16 protein-coding genes are annotated in these 16,373 nt (G+C 41.7%); 1 reads left to right on the top strand and 15 read right to left on the bottom strand.

All coding sequences use genetic code 11. The features are described from left to right. Positions 1 to 97: 97 nt before the first annotated feature. From ilvC to K1I71_RS00405, 12 genes are all read right to left on the bottom strand, one after another. Positions 98 to 1,120: a ketol-acid reductoisomerase gene (gene ilvC / locus K1I71_RS00460; RefSeq protein WP_000290683.1), complete on the bottom strand. Its 1,023-nt coding sequence runs from the start codon at positions 1,118 to 1,120 to the stop codon at positions 98 to 100. Between the two features lie 216 nt (positions 1,121 to 1,336). Beyond that, complete coding sequence (gene ilvN / locus K1I71_RS00455) at positions 1,337 to 1,813, bottom strand: acetolactate synthase small subunit (RefSeq protein ID WP_001253803.1); 477 nt, start codon at positions 1,811 to 1,813, stop codon at positions 1,337 to 1,339. Continuing rightward, on the bottom strand, positions 1,806 to 3,506 hold the full coding sequence (locus tag K1I71_RS00450) for an acetolactate synthase large subunit (protein WP_033682350.1): 1,701 nt from the start codon (positions 3,504 to 3,506) through the stop codon (positions 1,806 to 1,808). The genes ilvN and K1I71_RS00450 overlap by 8 nt, the downstream gene beginning before the upstream one ends. 200 nt (positions 3,507 to 3,706) lie before the next feature. Then, positions 3,707 to 5,374 (bottom strand): DAK2 domain-containing protein, encoded by a 1,668-nt coding sequence (locus K1I71_RS00445; RefSeq protein ID WP_045605049.1) that lies wholly within the window; start codon positions 5,372 to 5,374, stop codon positions 3,707 to 3,709. Between the two features lie 2 nt (positions 5,375 to 5,376). Continuing rightward, positions 5,377 to 5,742, bottom strand: coding sequence for an Asp23/Gls24 family envelope stress response protein (locus tag K1I71_RS00440; RefSeq protein ID WP_000216437.1), 366 nt, complete (start codon positions 5,740 to 5,742; stop codon positions 5,377 to 5,379). 155 nt (positions 5,743 to 5,897) lie between these two features. Then, a complete protein-coding gene (gene rpmB, locus K1I71_RS00435) occupies positions 5,898 to 6,086 on the bottom strand; it encodes a 50S ribosomal protein L28 (RefSeq protein ID WP_001140948.1) in 189 nt (62 codons plus the stop codon). Positions 6,087 to 6,191: 105 nt separating this feature from the next. Further along, positions 6,192 to 6,866: a LiaF transmembrane domain-containing protein gene (locus K1I71_RS00430; protein WP_049491926.1), complete on the bottom strand. Its 675-nt coding sequence runs from the start codon at positions 6,864 to 6,866 to the stop codon at positions 6,192 to 6,194. Positions 6,867 to 6,870: 4 nt separating this feature from the next. Further along, positions 6,871 to 7,317 (bottom strand): LytTR family DNA-binding domain-containing protein, encoded by a 447-nt coding sequence (locus K1I71_RS00425; RefSeq protein ID WP_004262086.1) that lies wholly within the window; start codon positions 7,315 to 7,317, stop codon positions 6,871 to 6,873. 113 nt (positions 7,318 to 7,430) lie between these two features. After that, positions 7,431 to 7,934 (bottom strand): phosphatase PAP2 family protein, encoded by a 504-nt coding sequence (locus K1I71_RS00420; RefSeq protein WP_049491925.1) that lies wholly within the window; start codon positions 7,932 to 7,934, stop codon positions 7,431 to 7,433. A 95-nt stretch (positions 7,935 to 8,029) separates the two neighbouring features. Then, complete coding sequence (locus K1I71_RS00415; RefSeq protein WP_223329894.1) at positions 8,030 to 9,790, bottom strand: ABC transporter ATP-binding protein; 1,761 nt, start codon at positions 9,788 to 9,790, stop codon at positions 8,030 to 8,032. Next, positions 9,780 to 11,549 (bottom strand): ABC transporter ATP-binding protein, encoded by a 1,770-nt coding sequence (locus tag K1I71_RS00410; RefSeq protein ID WP_223329893.1) that lies wholly within the window; start codon positions 11,547 to 11,549, stop codon positions 9,780 to 9,782. The genes K1I71_RS00415 and K1I71_RS00410 overlap by 11 nt, the downstream gene beginning before the upstream one ends. Then, the gene (locus K1I71_RS00405) at positions 11,524 to 11,994 is read right to left on the bottom strand and encodes a MarR family winged helix-turn-helix transcriptional regulator (RefSeq protein ID WP_223329892.1); all 471 of its coding nucleotides are present in this window, start codon (positions 11,992 to 11,994) and stop codon (positions 11,524 to 11,526) included. The genes K1I71_RS00410 and K1I71_RS00405 overlap by 26 nt, the downstream gene beginning before the upstream one ends. A 212-nt stretch (positions 11,995 to 12,206) precedes the next feature. Between K1I71_RS00405 and K1I71_RS00400 the strand changes: the two genes are divergently transcribed. After that, entirely contained in the window at positions 12,207 to 12,848 is a 642-nt protein-coding gene (locus K1I71_RS00400; protein WP_223329891.1) for a CD20-like domain-containing protein, read from the top strand. A 55-nt stretch (positions 12,849 to 12,903) separates the two neighbouring features. Here K1I71_RS00400 and K1I71_RS00395 read toward each other — a convergent pair whose 3' ends face one another. The 3 genes from K1I71_RS00395 to recA form a co-directional block, all read right to left on the bottom strand. Next, positions 12,904 to 13,620, bottom strand: coding sequence for a YebC/PmpR family DNA-binding transcriptional regulator (locus K1I71_RS00395; protein ID WP_000532882.1), 717 nt, complete (start codon positions 13,618 to 13,620; stop codon positions 12,904 to 12,906). 96 nt (positions 13,621 to 13,716) lie between these two features. Beyond that, positions 13,717 to 15,087 (bottom strand): MATE family efflux transporter, encoded by a 1,371-nt coding sequence (locus tag K1I71_RS00390; protein ID WP_223329890.1) that lies wholly within the window; start codon positions 15,085 to 15,087, stop codon positions 13,717 to 13,719. A gap of 115 nt (positions 15,088 to 15,202) precedes the next feature. Next, on the bottom strand, positions 15,203 to 16,357 hold the full coding sequence (gene recA, locus K1I71_RS00385) for a recombinase RecA (RefSeq protein ID WP_001085456.1): 1,155 nt from the start codon (positions 16,355 to 16,357) through the stop codon (positions 15,203 to 15,205). Between the last annotated feature and the right edge of the window lie 16 nt (positions 16,358 to 16,373).

Genomic DNA, 16,373 nt, shown 5'->3' with positions numbered 1-16,373 from the left:
ATTTCATACTTATCGCAATCCATCCTTTTAAAAAGAGATGAATTGATTATAAAAGCGAGTTAGTCCCCCAACTCGCCTTCACCTTAATTTCTATCAATTAGTTATAGATTTTGAATGCATCATCGTCGTTTTTACCAACGAATGGCATTGCTTTACGCAATTCTGCACCAACTTTTTCAATTTCAAGGTTAGCTGCTTGTTCACGGTAAGCAGTCAATTTTGGACGTCCAGCTTTATAGTCATTTACAAAGTCATTTGCAAATTTACCATTTTGGATGTCTGCCAAGACAGCTTTCATGTTTTCTTTAACTTGCTCAGTAATTACACGTGGACCTGATACATAGTCACCGTACTCAGCAGTGTTTGAAATTGATTGACGCATTTTCTTGAATCCACCTTCGTAGATCAAGTCGACGATCAATTTCATTTCGTGAAGAACTTCAAAGTAAGCCAATTCTGGAGCGTAACCTGCTTCTGTCAAGACTTCGAAACCTGCTTCGATAAGGGCAGTCAAACCACCACAAAGTACAGCTTGTTCACCAAACAAATCTTCTTCAGTTTCTTCTTTGTAAGTTGTTTCAAGAAGACCTACACGAGCTGCTCCAACACCTTTACACCAGTCCATAGCAATGTTTTTAGCATTTCCTGTTGCATCTTGATATACTGCGTAAAGAGCTGGAACACCAAATCCTTCTTCATAAGTACGACGTACCAAGTGTCCTGGTCCTTTAGGAGCACACATAAAGACATCTACATCCGCAGGAACTTTGATAAATTCAAAGTGGATGTTGAAACCATGAGCAAATCCAACTGCGTTTCCTGCTTCCAAGTTTGGAGCGATTTCTGCTTCGTACAATTCTTGTTGGATTTCGTCTGGTGCCAAAATCATGATAACGTCAGCCAATTTAGTTGCTTCTGCTACTGTGTAAGTGTCAAATCCATCTTCTTTTGCTTTGTCAAAAGATTTACCTGGACGTACACCGATGATGACATCACGACCTGAGTCACGCAAGTTTTGAGCATGCGCATGTCCTTGTGAACCATAACCGATAACGGCGATTTTTTTACCGTCAAGTGCTGCTACTTTAACATCTTTTTCATATTCCATTTGAACTGCCATAGTTTTTCTCTCTTTTCTATTATTTATTGCCTTTTAGGCTGGTTTAACAAATTTAAAATATTTTTATACTCAATGAAAATCAAAGAGCAAATTAGGAAGCTAGCCGCAGGCTGCTCAAAGCACTGCTTTGAGGTTGTAAATAAGACTGACGGAGTCAGTAACATATACCTACGGCAAGGCAAAGCTGACGTGATTTGAAGAGATTTTCGAAGAGTATTAATCGCGGGTAAATCCAGTTGCACCAGTTCGAGCAATATTACGAATACCGTACGGTCGAATGACTCGCAATAGAGCTTCACTCTTTTCAGCATTTCCTGTCATCTGAATGGTAATCGAGCTTGGTGCTACGTCTACCACCGTTGCACGGAAAGGTTGAATAATCGCTAGAATCTCAGCTCGCTTCTCAGCTGGCGCTGACATCTTAACCAAAATCACCTCGCGCTCCAAATGAGGCTTGTCTGTGATATCACGAATGCGAATCACATCAATCTGACGATTGAGTTGCTTGATAATTTGCTCCACTTCATCATGTGAAGCTACATCAATAATAATGGTGATCCGCGATACATTCGGATCTTCTGTTGCTCCAACAGAGATGCTTTCGATATTAACCTGACGACGAGACAGGACACCGGTAAAGCGATTGAGGACTCCTGAACGATTTTGTAGTTTTGCTGTTAACATTCTACGCATGGAACTTCACCCCCAACATCTCATGATTACTCTTACCAGCTGGTACCATTGGTAACACCTGTTCCTTACGAGAAATATCTACCTCAATTAGCATAGGAACATTCTCAGTGATGACTTCAAGGTCTTGAGCCAAGGTCTCAGGATTGTCAAACTTATAGTTTTTAATGCCATAAGCTTGTGCCATCAATTGGAAATCAGGAAGGGTATCAAAGACTGACTCTGACGTTCTACCTTCATAGAAGGATTCCTGCCATTGGCGAACCATTCCAAGTGAGTGGTTGTTCAGCATAACCACCTTGATTGGCACCTTGTAAATGTTCAAAATAGCCAATTCCTGGTTAGTCATTTGGAAACCACCATCCCCAACAAACAAGACTACTTCCTTATCTGGGTTAGCAATTTTAGCTCCAATTGCTGCTGGAATTCCAAATCCCATGGTTCCCAAACCACCTGAAGTCACTAACTGACGTTCATTTTGGTAGGGATAATACTGGGCTGTCCACATTTGGTGTTGACCAACGTCTGTTACCACAATGGCATCACCATTCGTCAACTCACCGATGCGTTCAATAACAGCTTGCGGCTGAACCACACGCTCTTTCTTATCATAAGAACGAACGCGGTTCTTGTCTTTGGTAACTTTTTCAATCCATTTCTCAGTATTGTTATGAACAGTTGGTTCCGCCAACAACATTTGCAAAGCTTTCTTAGCATCTCCAACTACAGGAATATCTGCACTGATAATCTTGCCAATCTCGGCTGGGTCAATATCAATGTGAGCAACCTTGGCATTCTTAGCGAAGGTCTTAGGATTCCCCGTCAAGCGGTCATCGAAACGACAACCAATACTAATCATAAAGTCCGCTTCCGTCATGGCAATATTAGCTGCGAAAGATCCGTGCATGCCTCCCATTCCAAGGAAGAGTGGATGACTCGTTGCAATCGTTCCTTGTCCCAAAAGACTGGTTACCACCGGGATTTGATAGCGTTCTGCAAATTCATTTAATTCTGCAGCTGCTTCAGCATAACTAATCCCCCCACCAGCTAACAAGACTGGTTTTTTAGCCTTGGACAATTGCTTCAAAATTTTCTTGATTTGCATATCATTCGGCTCAAGAGTCGGTTGATAACTTGGTAGGTTCACTTCTGGTGAATAGATGAAGTCGGTTTCTAAAGCAGATACGTCTTTAGGTAGGTCAATTACGACCGGCCCTGGTCGACCTGTTGTTGCGATATGAACAGCTTCTGTAATGATACGAGGAATATCTGCCGTCTCACGAACTTGGTAATTGTACTTAGTGATTGGCATGGTAATTCCCACGATGTCTGCCTCCTGAAAGGCATCCTTCCCAATACCTGCTCGCGCCACCTGACCTGTAAAGACCAAAAGGGGAACGCTATCGCTCATGGCATCTGCAATCCCTGTAATGGCATTTGTTGCTCCCGGTCCGCTAGTGACGACGGCAACACCCAACTTTCCAGTTGATTTGGCATAACCTTCAGCTTCATGCAGACAACCTTGCTCATGGCGTCCTAGAATGTGGCGAATGCCTTTAAAATTATATATCGCATCATAAAAAGGCAAGACCGCACCACCAGGATAACCAAAGATGGTATCAATTCCTAAATCACGAAGTGTTTCCAAAACTAGGTCCGACCCCGTCTTAGGAGATTCTAAACTGATTTTCTCCATTGTTCCCCTTTCTCTTCTCTTAAAAATAACTTGTTACTATCATACCATTTTTTCAAAATTTTTCAAGAGAAAAGAAGAAATTTTCTGAATTTTCTATTTTAACGTTTATTTATGAATGTTATTTTTGTTTTTATTAAAAAGATACCGATTTCATTTACTAAAAAAGAAAAAAGAACTGATTTCTCAGTTCTTCATTAATCTTATTCTACACTAAATAGATATGGGTAAACAGGTTGTTGGCCTTGGTGGATTTCGACTTCAACATCTTCGAATTCTTCTGCGATTTCTTGAGCAATTTCATTGGCAAGTTCTTCACTTCCGTCTTCACCGACATAGAAGGTTACGATTTCACTATCTTCATCCAACATATGTTTCAAGGTTTCTGTCAAGGTTTGGTGCATATCAGGGTTTGACACGAGGATTTTCCCATCAACCATACCAAGATTATCGTTTTCATGGATTTCTAAACCATCGATTGTTGTATCACGAACAGCTGTTGTGACGCTTCCACTAACAACATCGCTAAGAGCAGCAGTCATACGCTCTTGGTTTTCTTCGATGGACTTGCTTGGGTCAAAGGCAAGAAGACTTGTCAAACCTTGAGGAAGAGTGCGAGCTTCCACCACTACTGCTGGTTGCTCTAAAACTTCTGCTGCAGATTGAGCTGCCATGAAGATGTTTTTGTTGTTTGGCAGGAAGATGATGTTACGAGCGTTGACCTGTTCAACAGCCTTGATAAAGTCTTCTGTTGAAGGGTTCATGGTTTGACCGCCTTCGATAACATAATCCACACCTTGAGAACGGAAGATATCTGCTAGACCTTTACCAGCCACCACAGCAATCAAAGCATACTCTTTTTCTTCAGCTGGTTTGCTAACTTGAGCAGCTTCTTTCTCAACCTGCGCTTCGTGTTGGTTACGCATATTGTCAACTTTTACCTTGACCAAGCTACCATATTTGAGACCTTCTTGCATAACAAGACCTGGATCTTCTGTATGGACATGGACTTTGACGATTTCATCATCATTAACAACGAGGAGAGAATCCCCAAGTTCATTCAAGTAGTTACGGAACTCTTCATAGTCAAAATCTTTAGCATAGGTTGGGCCTTGCTTAAGAGCTACCATGATTTCAGTACAGTAACCAAAGGTGATGTCCTCAGTCGCTACATGACCAGCTACAGACTTATGATGTTCTGCATTGATCATCTCACTCATGTTGGCAGGAGTCGCTACAAAGTCCTCAGATGCGATATATTCACCAGTAAGGGCTGAAAGGAAACCTTCGTAGATAAAGACCAGTCCTTGACCACCTGAGTCCACAACGCCAACTTCTTTCAAGACTGGAAGCATGTCTGGTGTTTTAGCTAGAGCTGTTTTAGCACCTTCCAAGGCTGCGCGCATGACTTCAACAGCATCATCTGTTTGCTCAGCTTTTTTCTTAGCACCGATAGCAGCCCCACGAGAAACTGTCAAAATCGTTCCTTCAACTGGTTTCATCACTGCCTTATAGGCAACTTCCACACCTGATTGGAAGGCAAGGGCCAAGTCTTGACCTGTTAACTCATCTTTATCCTTGATAGCTTGTGAAAATCCACGGAAAAGCTGAGACGTAATAACGCCTGAGTTTCCACGCGCACCCATCAAAAGACCTTTGGCAAGAATGCTCGCTACCTCGCCAACTGTAGAAGCTGGCTTGTCTGCAACTTCTTTAGCTCCATTTTCAATGGTCATTCCCATGTTTGTTCCAGTATCTCCATCTGGAACTGGAAAGACGTTTAATGAATTGACATATTCAGCTTGCTTATTCAAGCGAGTTGATGCAGCCTGCACCATTTCTTGAAATAAGCTAGTAGTAATTTTTGACACGGTTATTCTCCTACAACTTTGATATTTTGAATGTAGACATTTACAGTCTGAGCAGTAATTCCAAGTTGGTTTTCCAAACTAAAACGAACACGCTCTTGAATGTTTTTTGACACTTCGCTAATCTTTGTTCCGTAGCTCAACACGGTATATACATCAACTGCAATACTGCCATCTTCGGCCGCTTTTACGACGACACCTTTGGAATAATTTTCCTTACCTAGAAGGGCTTGGAAATTATCTTTGAGGGCATTTTTACTAGCCATACCGACCACACCAAAAATCTCAGTTGCTGCTCCACCTACGACGGTTGCAATCACTTCATCTGTTAGTTCGATTTGACCATCTTTTGTATTAATTTTTACAGTCATCCTTTTTACCTCAACTAGTTGATACTCTATTTTATCATATTTCAGCCCAAGTGTAAAAGCAGAATACTGTATCAGCGGATATTTACTCTATTTTTCAAATGATTTTATATCTACAGTAAAAGAAAAAAGACCCTAAGGTCTCCTTACTTTTATTATTAAACACGTTCAACTTTACCTGATTTCAAAGCACGAGCTGAAGCCCAAACTTTTTTAGGTTTACCATCGATAAGAACAGTAACTTTTTGAAGGTTTGGTTTTACGGCACGTTTTGTTTGGTTCATCGCGTGTGAACGGTTGTTTCCTGATACAGTCTTACGACCTGTAAAGTAACATACTTTAGCCATTGTGTTTTCCTCCTATTAGATCTAATATAGCGGATGTGCTAGCACCACATACCGTACTATGTTATCACACTTTCTTCTTTTTTGCAAGGGAATTGGAAGATTTTTTTATTTAACGTAGACAATTCCCAACTTCCCAAAGGCCACATCTCCACGGATAATCAAGGTTTTGCTGATTGGGGCTAAAGGAGTATCTGCCTTGGCTACGCCACAGAAAGTTTCTACCTTTAAATCAACTCCCCAATGTTGAGGAACATAGATAACTGCATTGCCAAAACCAACTTCCACTTTCAGGGTTGCGCTATCTCCCAACATCTCTGCATTGTCATAATATATCTTGGCATTTCCAAAACCAACTTCTACTTGGTCGTCTACCAATTCTTGATTTTGCTTGTAGAAAGTCCCAGTCCCAAAAGCAACTTCCTTATCTGTAAGAATGGTCTTTTTACCATCATACCACCATTTTTTCCCATTCCAAGTTCTGTTAGAATGAGTGAGTGCGCTGACACCCATTACGATTAAAATACTTGCCCAGAACAATGACTGATTGGGAATTGGTAAAATGCCATAAAAGTGGTTAGCAATCATTAAGGCTACTAGAGCTGTAAAAGAGGCTGAAGTTAAGTGACGACGCAACAAAGCTCCAACTGATTGATAGGCAAAAAATGCAATACCAAGCAAGGGCCAAATTTGCCCACCGAATGAAGGGATTCCAAAATTTCCTTGTAATAATATTAAAGCTGCCAATACTAGCAATACAATACCAAATGCTTTCTTTTTCATCTTCTTACCTCATGTTTCTTAGATTTTCTTTTAGGAGGGATTGGTAATGCCGTGAGACATGAACCTCCTTGTGGGTTTGATAAAAGGAAATGGTGCCCGTTCCTGAAAAGGACTTGTCAACCGAGTAAACTTGCCGAATATTAGCAATGGTCGACTTGGATACTCGACTGAAATAACGGGGCAGGATAGACTCTAACTCATAGAGTTTAAGTCGAACCTCGTAGGCATCTTTCTGGGTATGGGCGTAAATCTTGTTCCCCTCTGTTTCAAAGAAAAGAATTTCCGACAAGTCCAGATAATATTCACCCGTCCCCTTGTAAAAAATCAACCTAGGAGACTTGGATTCGTGCAAGAGGCGCTGTAAATCCGCAATCTCATCTGTCAAAGCCGCTGCCTTGATGACAATTTCAGTTTCCTCTAAATTGCTGTCAATTTCGATTCGTAACTTCATTCCATCTCCTTTCTGACTCTACTATATCAAAGCCAAAATAAGAAAACAAGAGCAAAAAAGCAAGTGGTTACTTTAGACCCGTAAGTGGTTGTAGGACCACCTTAACTTACAATTCAAAATAGAAAGAAAAGCACACCCCACGCAAGGCCACAAATATAACCAACTACTACATCCTTGGGATAATGCACTCCCCCTAAGACTCTTACTAGACCGAGGAAAGCTGACAAGACCAACAAGATAACCCCTACAGATAAACTAGCATGTAAGCAAGCCATGGAGATAATGGTTGCTGAAAAGACATGACGACTGGGCATTGACTGACCAGGACTATCTCTGTCAAGCAAGGGTTTAATAGTCCATTCCTCATAAGGCCTAGGGGCATTGATTTTCTTACGAAGAAAGGACAAAATCACAAAACCTGACGCTGGAATAAACAAATAGATCCCGACCTGTTTCCCAAGTCCTTGTTGGAGATAGGTAGTTGCTAACAAGGTTAGATAAATCATAGGCATAACCACCGTCATGAACCGATTGAAAGTTCTTAACAAGCTCAGAAGAAAGGGCTTATTTTCAATATTACCAGCAATGTGGTCATACCATTCTTGATAATTTTTCATATATTTTCTCATCACTTACTCAAATTTTGCTTATAGGGAAGCACTTGTCTTCTAGTATAGTGCAGAAAAAGAAGGCCGTCAAGCCTTCTTTGGGTTTATTCTTCTACTTCGTCTTCTGTAAATTGACTGTTGTAGAGGTCAGCGTAGAAACCAGCTTGTGCCATCAGCTCATCATGATTGCCTTGCTCGATGATATTTCCATCTTTCATGACCAGAATCAGATCAGCATTACGAATGGTTGACAAGCGGTGGGCGATGACAAAGGAAGTTCTTCCCTCCATCAACCGGTCCATAGCTTTCTGGATCAATTCCTCTGTACGGGTATCAACAGAAGAAGTCGCTTCATCTAGGATTAGGAGTGGTGCATCTTTCAACAAAGCACGAGCAATGGTCAAGAGTTGTTTTTGCCCGACAGACAAGGTCACTGTATCATCCAAGACGGTATCGTAACCATCTGGTAGGGTCATGATAAAGTGGTGAATCCCTACAGCCTTGCTGGCTTCAATCACGCGCTCATCACTAATACCTGTTTGGTTATAGATAAGATTGTCGCGAATGGTTCCTTCAAAGAGCCAAGTATCCTGCAAGACCATTGAAAAGACATCGTGCACTTCCGAACGCTTCATCTCCTTGGTATCCACACCATCGATGCGGATACTTCCCTTATCAATCTCATAGAACTTCATCAAAAGATTGACAATAGTTGTCTTACCAGCTCCAGTCGGTCCGACAATGGCAACCTTTTGACCTGAATGAGCGGTCGCAGAAAAGTCATGAATAATGGTTCGCTCTGGTGTGTAACCAAAGGAAACTCGATCAAAGACCACTTGACCTTTCATATTGCTCAATTGTCTTTCTTTATGGGATTCGTCTCCCATTTCCTCTTCAGCTAGGAATTCGAAGACACGTCCCATGGCTGCACTAGCCTGCTGAAGACTAGTAATTCCTTGGGCAATTTGTGAAAGAGGCTGAGAAAAGATTCGAACGTAGGCCATAAAGGCAACGATAATCCCGATACTGATGTGTCCATTTAAAGCCAAGGCTGCACCAACGATAATCACCAAGGCATAGCTAAAGTTACCAATAAACATCATAATCGGCATCATAATCCCTGAAATAAATTGAGATTTCCAGATACTATCATACAGACGATTGTTTAATGTCGTAAATTCTTCTTTCGTGCTCTCGATAGCATTGTAACTGGTCACAACATTATGGCCAGAGTACATTTCCTCCACATAGCCATTGACAGCTGCCAAATCTTGTTGCTGACTCTTAAAGAAACCCTGTGATTTGCCCATAAAGACAGACACGAAAGCAAAACCAATAAGAGTTGAAACAACCGTCACCAAAGCTAAAATCCAGTTCATTCCAAACATGGTTACCAAGACTGCTAAAACCAGTAAACTAGATGAAAGAACTGTTCCCAGACTTTGATTGAGGGACTGGGCTGCCGTATCAACATCATTAGTCACACGAGACAAGGTATCTCCTTGAGAATGTCCATCAAAATATCCCAATGGAAGGCGATTGATTTTCTCTGCAATGGCTCTTCTCAAACGCTCTGAAAAACGTTGAATAGCTGTTGTAAACAGAAATGCCTGTAAATAATTTGATAGAAGTCCGATCACATAAATGACGGCCAAAAAACCACCAATAGCTGCAACCGCAGCGACATCCACACTTGTTTCCAGACCACTGGCAATGATATTAGTCATTTCCTTGATGCGAGTCGGCCCATAAACAGTAATGATATTGGATACGATTGTTGCTAGAAAGGCTATCAGAAGGGCAAACTGGAGGCCTGCAAGATAGGGTTTACTCTGTTTCCAGAGAGACATTTTCTTATTTTCCATGTTCCAATTCCTCCTTCGATAGTTGTGAATAGGCAATTTCTTGGTAAACTTCATTATTAGCTAGAAGCTCCTTGTGGGTGCCTTGTCCCACGACTTTACCTTGATCCAAGACCAAAATCAAATCTGCATCCATAATCGTTGAAATACGTTGTGCAACGATAAGTTTGGTCATAGATTTTGTTTTCTCTGCTAACTCTTGGCGTAGGACACGATCTGTCTTGTAGTCCAAGGCTGAGAAGGAGTCATCAAAGATGAGGATTTCTGGCTTCCGAGCCAAGGCACGCGCAATGGCTAGACGCTGTCTTTGACCACCTGAGAAGTTAGTTCCTCCTTGGACCACTTCTGACTCTAAGCCCGCTTCCTTGTCTTCGATAAAGTTCTTAGACTGGGCCAACTCCAAAGCCTGCCACATAGCCTGCTCACTAAGTGGTGTTTCTTGACTTTGTCCAAAGTCTAGATTGTCTTTGACATCACCTGAAAAGAGAACAGCTTTTTGTGGAATATAACCAACCTTGTTGCGCAAATCTTCTAGAGCATAGTCTTGAACATTGACACCGTCCACCAGAATTTCTCCTGCTGATACGTCATAGAAACGTGGAATCAGATTGACCAGAGTTGATTTACCTGAACCCGTTGACCCAATAAAGGCCACTGTTTGACCCGCTTCTGCTCTAAAGCTAACATGTTCGATAACTGCCTCCGAATTTGCCGCATAGCGGAAGGTCACATCCTTAAACTCGACCTGACCTTTGAGGTTTTCATCAGCCAGCTGCACTTGAGCAGGTTTTTGGATAGAAGAATGCAAATCTAAAACTTGATTAATGCGCTTGGCAGAGACCATAGTTCGGGGAAGAACGATGAAGAGTGCTCCCATGAGAAGGAAGCCCATGACAACCTGCATAGCATAAGACATGAAAACAATCATGTCACTAAAGAGAGGCAGACGCGCTATCGGAGCAGCGTCGTTAATCACATAAGCCCCAATCCAGTAAATCGCCACACTCAAACCACTTGAAATCCCCATCATGATAGGGTTCAAAATAGCCATAAGACGGTTGACAAACAAATTCAAGCGTGTCAATTCATCATTTGCTGCTGCAAATTTTTCATTTTGGTATTCTTCAGCATTGTAGGCACGAACGACGCGAATACCTGTTAAACTCTCACGAGTGATACTATTCAGTTTATCTGTCAACCCCTGAATCAAGGACTGTTTTGGAAAGGCTAGCGTCATCAAAACAGTCGTCATCAGGACGTTGACAATCACTGCCACAAGTACGGCCCAGAGCCAGTATTCTGAATGGCCTAAAATCTTCCCGATAGCCCAGATAGCCATAATCGGACCACGCGTAACTACTTGCAAGCCCATGGTAATCAACATCTGAACTTGAGTAATATCATTGGTAGTACGCGTCAAGAGGCTAGGAATAGAGAATTTCTTAATTTCTGTCTGCGAGTAATCCAAAACTCGGTTAAAAATATCACTTCTCAGCCTACTAGTATAAGAAGCCGCCACTCGGGATGCAAAAAATCCAACTGCAACTACGGACAAGAAGGCAAGAAAGGACATTCCCACCATCATGCTTGCCGGCTGCCACAACTCATCTAAATTAGTTCCTTGGCTTCCCAGCAAATCCGTAATTTTCGAGATATAAGTCGGCACTTCCAACTCTAAATAAACCGAAAAGCAAGTAAAGAGAATGGCTAGTAAAATCATCCCCCATTCTTTTCTACTAATTCGTTTTGCTAATTTCTTCATTCTCTCCTCCTATTCCCTTGATATTTGCCTGTAGTTGAGCAAGGACTTTCTCAAAAATCAGTAATTCATCTTCATCAATGTCTTCCATCAACTGCTTATCAATTCGTTCAAAAAAGGCTTTAACCTGCTTCATTTGAGAACGTGCTTTGTCCGTCAAACGAACAAATTTTGCCCGCTTATCGCTAGGACTCGCCTCCAATTCCACCAAACCATTTTGCACCATACGCTTGACCAAATTACTAGCAACAGACTTGGTAATATTGAGTTCCTGCTCGATATCTTTAATCAAAACCAATTCTTGGTTTTTCTCACGATTATCCAAAAAACGCACAACCTGACCTTGAGGCCCACCCATAAATTCAATACCACAACGTTTGGCTTCCTTTTGCACCATCAGGTGAATCTGATGACCAAAACGCTTAAAGACTAACATCGGCTTATCCATACTTACTCCTTTCTAACCATTGCATTTAGTTCTCCTAGGAACTAAATAAGTTTTCATGAGAACTATTTTATCATTTTCAGAAAAGATGTCAAGAAAAAGTTTTCATGAGAACTATTTTAGTTTAAATTGACATTAGGCAAGATTTTTATATAATAAGTGCTCACTACTGTGGGTAGAAATCCATTCACTCAATGAAGGGAGAAAACTTTCAAATGAAACCAGAAGAACAAAGAGTTTTAGGAATCTTAGCAACCATTTTTGGAGCCATCGCACTTTTAGGATCCTGGATCCCGTTTATTAACTATCCATCGTTGTTCATCGGTATCGTCGCATTTATCTTGGGGATTATCGGCCTTATCGTCAACCTCAAAAAACGGAAAACAATGGCTATTATCGGAACATCCCTGGCAGTTGCCTCTGTTGTACTTTTCTTTACGAGTCAGGTACTATACGCTGATGTCTACAAAGAGTATGCCAAGGAGTTTAACCGTTCCTACATGGATACGAGTGCCTCAATGGAACTCGAAGAAAAAAGCGACTTGACAGACGATACCTCTGCCTGGACCCAAGAACAGTTCGACGCCTTAATCGAAGGTGACCTTGACAACAAAGGAAAAGGTGGTACCAACTACGAGGATATTATCAACAAACACGGAAAGCCAGATTCCGAGTTTGACTTCACTCTTGGGGGTTACGATACGAAAAAAATCACCTATATCTCCATTGGAGACAAGATCAAGACTGTTACCTTAACTTTTGCAAAACAGGACAATGGAGAACTCTTGCTCGTCCAAAAACATGCAGTCGGTCTAGGTCTAGAAAAAAGCAAGCAACAAAACGATTCTGAAACCTGAGTCTAAGTTCAAATATCAAAAAAACGAACAGCTAGTAAAACTGTTCGTTTTTCTATTAGAACCCGTCTACGTTCGTGTAGATTTTTTGTACGTCTTCGTCGTCTTCAAGAACGCTGTAAAGTTTTTCAAAGGTTTCAAGGTCATCGCCTGACAATTCCACTTCTGACTGAGGAATCATTTCCAATTCAGTCACTTGAAATTCTTCGATACCTGACTCACGAAGGGCAACGATAGCCTTATGAAGGTCAGTTGGAGCTGTGTAAACTGTGATTGTTCCTTCTTCTGCTTCTACATCATCCACATCTACATCTGCTTCTAGCAATTGCTCAAAGACCGCGTCCGCATCTTCACCTGCAAATACGATCACACCCTTGTTGTCAAAGAGGTAAGAAACAGAACCTGAAGCACCCATGTTTCCGCCGTTTTTACCAAAGGCTGCACGGACATTGGCCGCTGTACGGTTGACATTTGAAGTCAAAGTATCAACAATCAGCATAGAACCATTTGGTCCAAAACCTTCGTAACGTCCTTCTGTAAAGGTTTCGTCTGTGTTTCCTTTAGCCTTGTCCAAAGCCTTATCGATAACGTGTTTTGGCACTTGGGCTTGTTTAGCACGGTCGATAACGAATTTCAAGGCTGAGTTTGATTCTGGATCTGGATCACCTTTTTTAGCTGCTACATAGATTTCTACACCAAATTTTGCATATACTTTAGAGTTAGCTCCATCTTTAGCCGTTTTCTTGGCTACGATATTGGCCCATTTACGTCCCATTAGGAATCTCCTTTTTTCACATTTTAATCTTTCTTATTATAACACAAGTTTTTTCGATTTTCACTAGAGGAAATGGATTTTATTCAGTAAATACAACTAGGATAGCACTTTAGTTGCTAAAATTTCCTTGCCTTCTTTTATCAAGGGGTGACGAAACAGTGAGAAATACAGTTGAATGGTCATGGCAACCCAGATTAAGGGTTCGCAAAGGATAACTCCCTTATATCCTGCCCAAGGGATAATCAAAACCACAAAAGCGATTTTCCCGATTAGTTCGATAAAGCTAGAAACCAGAGGAAGGATTTTTTGCCCCAAACCCTGCAAACAATTGCGATAAATCAATAAGAGACTCAAAATAGGATAAAAAGCTGAGCTGATTTGTAGATAGAGACTGCCATTTTCTACCAAATAGCTATCCGTCGAACTAGCCAAGAAGGAAACCAAGGCTGGACTGGCAAAAAAGAGGAAGACACAAACAAAAATTGCCCAGGACATACTTAAACGACTGCCGATTCGAATACCTTGAACAATGCGGTCTGGTCGCTTAGCTCCTAAATTCTGAGAAGCAAAGGTCGTCATCGAAGCGGAAATAGCGGTCATGGGAAGAAGGGCGAAAGCCATAATACGTCGCGCCGCTGTTTGAGCACTAATAATCACTGCACCAAAGGTATTAACAGAAGACTGTAAAATCACACTGCCGATAGATACAATTGAACTCATCAAGCCCATAGCCAAACCTTGCTCCAAGAGGTCAGCGTATAAGGCCTTATCCCATTTGAAATGCTTGAGTTGAGGCAAAAGTTCTGGCACGCTCTTACGAATATAGTAAAAACAGAGAACCGCTGATAAGCCTTGCGAAATGATGGTAGCAAGTCCCGCGGATTGAACTCCAAGATGCAATTGCGTAATAAAATAGAGATCCAGAACCACATTAACCAGAGCAGAGAAAATCAGAAATCCCAGAGCTGCCAGACTGTCTCCAATAGACCGCAACAAACCTGCAAAGAGATTATAAGCGAAGCTAACACCAACACAGGTCACAATCATAGAAATATATTGATAAGATTGAGGGAGGATTTCTGCGGGAGTGTCTAGGTACTGTAAAAGAGGGTACAAACCAAGAAAGCCCAGCAGCATAACTACAATACTCAAAAGAGAACCTAAAATCCAGGTGGCTGCTACTGCCTCCTTGATTTTAGTGAAATTCCGAGCTCCATAATAGCGGGCAATGACAATTCCCATGCCATTGCCAACACCAAGAGTAAAACCTACAATCAGGTCAAAAATCGCTGTCGTCGCCCCTACCGCTGCCAAGGATTCTTGACCAAGAAAACGCCCAACAATCAAGACATCAGCAGTGTTATAGAGCTGCTGAAAAATATTTGATAGCAAGATTGGGAAGGCGAAGCTTAAGAGCGAGGGAAGAATCGGACCATGAATCAGGTCCACTGTTCGTTTTTTATTCATAAGGCTATTATATCAGCTTTCCAGAGGAGCGACAAGAAACAGCAAACTATGCGTGAGCGGAAAACCAGAATAAGGCATCGAAAAAGCAGTGGATTTGCTCCACTACTTTAACAGCTTATTCTTCAATTTCGATTTCAAGCTCATCGCCTAGGTCAAGGGTTACTTCTTCATTCACAGAGTCTACTTGAGCTGCTTCATCTTTTTTACTTTCAGCAGCTTCTTCTCCATCAATCAAACCAAATTGAACACGGACTTGATGGTCAATCTCATCAAAGACTTCTGGGTTATCTGCCAAGTATTTCTTAGCATTTTCAGAACCTTGCCCGATTTTCTCATCCTTGTAAGAGTACCAAGCTCCTGCTTTTTTGATGATATCCAAATCGCTTGCGATTTTCAAGAGCTCACCAGTCTTAGAAATCCCTTCTCCGTACATGATTTCAACGAAGGCTTCTTTAAATGGTGGAGCTACCTTGTTTTTCACGACCTTGATTTTAGTTTCTTTACCGACATTGGTATCTTTTTGGTCACCAGTTCCCTTGATTTGCGTACTTCCACGAACATCCAAACGGACTGATGCGTAGAATTTCAGAGCACGTCCACCAGGAGTTGTTTCTGGATTTCCAAACATGACCCCAACTTTTTCACGTAATTGGTTGATAAAGATGGCAATAGTTTTTGTTTTATTGATAGAAGCACCAAGTTTACGCATAGCCTGGCTCATCATACGAGCCTGCAAACCAACGTGGCTATCTCCGATATCTCCATCAATTTCCGCACGAGGTACAAGGGCAGCAACTGAGTCGACCACGACAAGATCTACAGCACCTGAGTCAATCAATTTTCCTGCAATCTCAAGACCTTGCTCTCCTGAGTCTGGTTGTGACAAGAGCAATTCGTCAATGTTGACACCAAGGGCCGCAGCATAAGCTGGATCGAGGGCATGCTCCGCATCGATAAAGGCTGCAATACCACCTTCTTTTTGCGCTTGTGCAACTGCGTGAAGGGCAACTGTTGTCTTACCAGATGACTCTGGTCCATAAATTTCAATGATACGTCCCTTAGGATAACCACCTGAACCAAGGGCAATATCAAGAGCCAAGGAACCTGAGCTCATCACTTGCACCTTTTGCTCGGCACGTTCACCCAAACGCATGATTGATCCCTTACCAAAGTCTTTCTCAATCAATTTAAGAGCGTCATTCAAGGCTTTTTCACGTTCAGCCCCGAATTTTTTTGAAATTTCATCTAATTTTTTTGGTTTTTTCGCCATTCTATTCTCCTACATT

This window comes from Streptococcus mitis, assembly GCF_019929545.1.
GTDB lineage: Bacteria > Bacillota > Bacilli > Lactobacillales > Streptococcaceae > Streptococcus > Streptococcus mitis_BU.
This window is presented reverse-complemented; position numbering and strand designations above follow the sequence as displayed.